This window comes from Mycobacterium sp. (assembly GCF_040509115.1).
Taxonomy (GTDB): domain Bacteria; phylum Actinomycetota; class Actinomycetes; order Mycobacteriales; family Mycobacteriaceae; genus Mycobacterium.
The window spans coordinates 1-4,306 of record NZ_JBEVLO010000142.1; the positions used below are offsets into that span (position 1 = coordinate 1).

The following is a 4,306-nucleotide window of genomic DNA, read 5'->3' on the forward strand; positions in this document are numbered from 1 at the left end:
GTCTTGGCGAGCAGATAGCGGTCGAGCACGTTCGCACTGTCGGTGCGTCGCACGGCGGTGTACGACGCGGCGTTCGCGTACAGGGTGAAGAAGTAGTAGGTGCTCCACAGCGGCAGCAGCAGCTCCCGCACGCCGGCGCGGATCCCCTCCTCGGTGACGATGAGGTTGCCGCCGCGGATGACGGAGCTCGACATCAGGAACCAGCGCATCGCGTCGGCGCCGTCGCGGTCGAAGACCTCGCTGACATCGGGGTAGTTCCGCAGCGACTTCGACATCTTCTGCCCGTCGTTGCCGAGCACGATGCCGTGGCTGATCACGTTCGAGAAGGCGATCCGGTCGAACAGGGCGGTTGACAGCGCGTGCATCACGTAGAACCAGCCACGGGTCTGGCCGATGTACTCCACGATGAAGTCGGCCGGATTGTGCGCCTCGAACCAGTCGGCGTTCTCGAACGGGTAGTGCACCTGCGCGAACGGCATCGACCCGGAGTCGAACCAGACGTCGAAGACGTCCTCGATGCGCCGCATCGTCGACTTGCCGGTCGGATCGTCGGGGTTGGGGCGGGTCAGCTCGTCGATGTACGGCCGGTGCAGATCCGTCGGGCGTACCCCGAAGTCGCGCCCGAGCTCGTCGAGGCTGCCGTATACGTCGATGCGTGGGTAGTCCGGGTCGTCGGACTTCCACACCGGAATGGGGCTGCCCCAGTACCGGTTTCGCGAGATGGACCAATCCCTTGCGCCCTGGAGCCACTTGCCGAACTGGCCGTCCTTGACGTGCTCGGGGTACCACGTGATCTGCTGATTCAGCTCGACCATCCGGTCACGGAATTCGGTGACCTTGATGAACCACGACGACACGGCCCGGTAGATCAGCGGGTTGCGGCACCGCCAACAGTGCGGATAGGAGTGGTCGTAGGTCTCGTGCCTGAGCAGGACCGCTCCGTTGGAGGCCGCGCCGCCCGACTGGTTCTTGAGGTCGCGGATGATCTGTGGATTCGCGTCGAAGACGTGCTGGCCCGCGTAGTCCGGCACGGTCGCATCGAAGCGCCCCTTCGCGTCGACCGGCGTGACCGCGGGGATGCCTGCGGCGTCGGCGGTCGCCTTGTCGTCCTCGCCGTAGGCCGGCGCCATGTGCACGATTCCGGTGCCGTCGTCGGTGGTGACGAACTCGCCGGGCAAGACGCGAAAGGCGTTGGGCGCATCCATGAAGTACGGGAAGGGCGGAACGTAGCTCACGCCGAGCAGGTCACTGCCGAGGTAGGTGCCCAGCACGGTCGGCTCTTCACCCAGCTCCCTGGCGTACCCCGCGAGGCGGGCGTCTGCGAGGACGTAGCGCCTGCCGTCGGATCCCTCCACCTGGACGTAGGTCACGTCGGGGTTGACGGCAACGGCCTGGTTGGACGGCAGGGTCCACGGCGTCGTGGTCCAGACGAGAAGGTACGAGCCCTGCAGCGCAGCCTGGACCGTCTGCTCCTGCCCGTCGGCGTCAATCCGGAACCCCACGGTCAGCGCCGGGTCCTGCCGGTTCTGGTAGACGTCGTCGTCCATGCGCAGTTCGTGGCTGGACAGCGGCGTCTCGTCGTTCCAGCAGTACGGGAGCACCCGATTGCCCTCATAGGCGAGGCCCTTGTCCCACAGCTGCTTGAACGCCCAGATCACCGACTCCATGAAGGTGGGGTCCAGCGTCTTGTAGTCGTTGTCGAAGTCGACCCACCGCGCCTGGCGGGTGACGTAGGCCTGCCATTCGTCGGAGTACTTCATCACCGACGCACGGCACGCATCGTTGAACGTCTCGATGCCCATTGCCTCGATCTGGGCCTTGTCACTGATTCCGAGCTGGCGCTGCACCTCCAGCTCGGCGGGCAGGCCGTGGGTGTCCCAGCCGAATCTGCGTTCGACCTTGTAGCCGCGCATGGTGCGGTAGCGGGGAACGATGTCCTTGACGTAGCCGGTCAGAAGGTGGCCGTAGTGCGGCAGCCCGTTCGCGAACGGGGGCCCGTCGTAAAAGACGTACTCCTGCGCGTCGTCGCGCTGTTCGATGCTCGCACGGAAGGTGTCGTCACGCTTCCAGTAGTCCAACACCTCGACTTCGAGGTCGGGAAAGCTCGGCGATCCGGTCGCCGGCTTGGGGTAGGCGCTCACGTGGGTCTCGTCTCCTGTGCCCGGGGTCGATCAGGCACGGGGACGACGTCACGCGTCTACGTGACACCGCGGTACCACCCCGCTTGCGCACACGCGGTGCGCCACTCGAGTTGGGCTGTGACGGACCCATCCGTTCGGTTCTACTGTGCGCTGGACCCAGGGGTCCGAACGCGGTTCTTCCGAAGGCTCCCCGGTGATGGCCGGATCGACGCCGCTGAGAGGATTCTAGAGCCTAGCGCGCGAGCGCCAACTGGCTGCCCTAGCGTGCCAGCGCCAGTTCGGCCGTGGCGGGCACCGGCGGCGTGGCCTCCGACGTCAGCTCGATGAGTGCCAACGGAAATTGCTCTGCCAGCTCCTGGACCGTGTACTCCTCGAAGCCCCGGGAGTCGAACCACCAGTCCAGTGCGAGGGCGTCGCCGGTCGAGTAGGCGCGGACCTCGAGGACGTGTCCGAGGTGGCCCCTGGAGGTAGCCGCGTCGCCGTAGGCGAAGAGCACGTCGGCAAGCGCCTGCGCCCGTTGCGCGTCGGATACGCCATGAACGGTGTGCTGGAGCGCCGTCTCGTTCATGGCGTGATGGACGTCTGCCAGCATCTCGTCGGCGGAGATTCGGTCGGGTCCAGCACACTTCAGCGTCATGGGGTGCACGCACGTTCCGAAGCCGGGCACGTCCACGGCAACCGCGCCGTCGCCGATCGTCCGCTGAATGGCGCGGCCCAGCGCAGCGACGAGGATCTCGTCGCGCGACACACCAAGGACCTCCGCGGCACCGTCGAGTTCTTGGGTCAGCAACGTCGACAACGGTGCGGCCATCTTCTCGAGATCGTCGTCGTGGGGAAGCCCCTCGGCGTCGTAGTCGGTCAGCTGCATGTTTGCGCGCGTCATGCAAAGTAGGCTACACGACTGTCCCAAAACTGGGACACATCTGCCAAAACTGTTACGGCAGTGTCAATTAAGGGGGTGTCGTCCGATTTGCGGTTGGTACTGCCCAGCTCAGGGAAGACCGTCTAAGGTGTAGGAGTGCCCCGCACCGATGAAAACGGCAGACAGCTGAAAGCGCTGTTGGATTACCTCCTTGATGGCGACGTCGACGCGAAGGCCATCTACGACGCGCTCGGTACGTCGAGCAGTACGTACTACCGCCGCATCAAGGAACCCGACTATCCCAATGCCGAGGAGATGCGACTGGTCGCGGACCGGTTCCACCTCAGCTACCCCGACCTTCAAGTGCGATTCGGACTGATGACCCGCGAAGAGGTCTGGAGCTACGTCGAGTCGGCGCCGCTGTCCGTCGTGACCATCGCAGAACCTGTCACCACACAACGCACCGGTCGACCGAGGCTGAAAGATCTCACGCCACGCGCCGACGCTCCCCCGCTCTAGCGGTTAGAATTTGCTGACGGAATATCTCGAAGGCGACCTTCAATGGCTCTGGCAGTCCTCATCACCATCACGCTGGCATGTATCGCGTGGAGCCTGTGGATCCGTCGGGTCACCTGGTCATGCCGGTGGGAAGTTGCTGCCACCCTGAACATCGCCCTTCAGGGCGCCACGATTCTGCTCATGTCGCCGCTCGCGTCGGAGACGCTCGGACACTGGCTGCACTCCCTCACCGGGATGTGGAACCTCGAGGACTACATCGGCCACGACATGTACGTGGTGGCGGCGTCGGCGATCGTCTACAACTCTCTCGGGCGGCTGCAGGACGACCACGCCATGCAGACCACCTTCAAGCAATACGTGGAACGTCCCGCTACGCTCTGCATCCCCCTGCTGCTCGCCACGTTCTCCCTCGGGAACGGCGCGGCCATCTACAGCGCGGACTTCTTCGAGCTGCACACCGACTTCTGGCTGAGCGCCTACTGGCTGCTGCTCTGCGGCACGCTGATCTATCTCCTGGGCTACGGATCGCGCGCGCTTCTCGTGCTCCGCAAGGATCCGCGGTCGCGCACGGTCGCCAACGTCTACCTGGCCGCGTCGGTAAGCGGGATGCTCGCCTGCGTCGTCCGCGTGATCACTGCACTCTTCCCGTCGCTGCAGCCGATAGAGGACGGCAACCTCGTCTGGTTCTTTGCCTGCACGTGCGGCGCCGGGTTCGCGCTCATGTCGGCGCACTCGTGGCGCATCAAGACGAAGTGGTTCAGCAAGGCGGTCCACTAGGCACACG

Annotated in this window: 4 protein-coding genes; 2 read left to right on the top strand and 2 right to left on the bottom strand. The window is 65.0% G+C overall.

Annotated elements, in window-relative coordinates:
• Nucleotides 1-2,141 (bottom strand): isoleucine--tRNA ligase (ileS, locus tag ABW137_RS10675; protein ID WP_526399642.1); only part of this gene is annotated, 2,141 nt, incomplete at its 3' end.
• 259 nt (nt 2,142-2,400) lie between these two features.
• Nucleotides 2,401-3,024, bottom strand: coding sequence for a condensation domain-containing protein (locus tag ABW137_RS10680; RefSeq protein ID WP_526399644.1), 624 nt, complete (start codon nt 3,022-3,024; stop codon nt 2,401-2,403).
• A 135-nt stretch (nt 3,025-3,159) separates the two neighbouring features.
• Here ABW137_RS10680 and ABW137_RS10685 point away from each other — a divergent pair, with 135 nt between their 5' ends.
• Together ABW137_RS10685 and ABW137_RS10690 are read left to right on the top strand one after the other, a co-directional pair.
• Complete coding sequence (locus tag ABW137_RS10685; RefSeq protein WP_526399646.1) at nt 3,160-3,522, top strand: XRE family transcriptional regulator; 363 nt, start codon at nt 3,160-3,162, stop codon at nt 3,520-3,522.
• 42 nt (nt 3,523-3,564) lie between these two features.
• On the top strand, nt 3,565-4,299 hold the full coding sequence (locus tag ABW137_RS10690; RefSeq protein ID WP_526399648.1) for a hypothetical protein: 735 nt from the start codon (nt 3,565-3,567) through the stop codon (nt 4,297-4,299).
• The last annotated feature ends 7 nt before the right edge of the window (nt 4,300-4,306 follow it).

Bases quoted from the DNA above. Each gene is read 5' to 3' on its own strand.
- ABW137_RS10680 (WP_526399644.1), bottom strand. From the start codon at position 3,024: ATGACGCGCGCAAACATGCAGCTGACCGACTACGACGCCGAGGGGCTT.
- ABW137_RS10690 (WP_526399648.1), top strand. From the start codon at position 3,565: ATGGCTCTGGCAGTCCTCATCACCATCACGCTGGCATGTATCGCGTGG.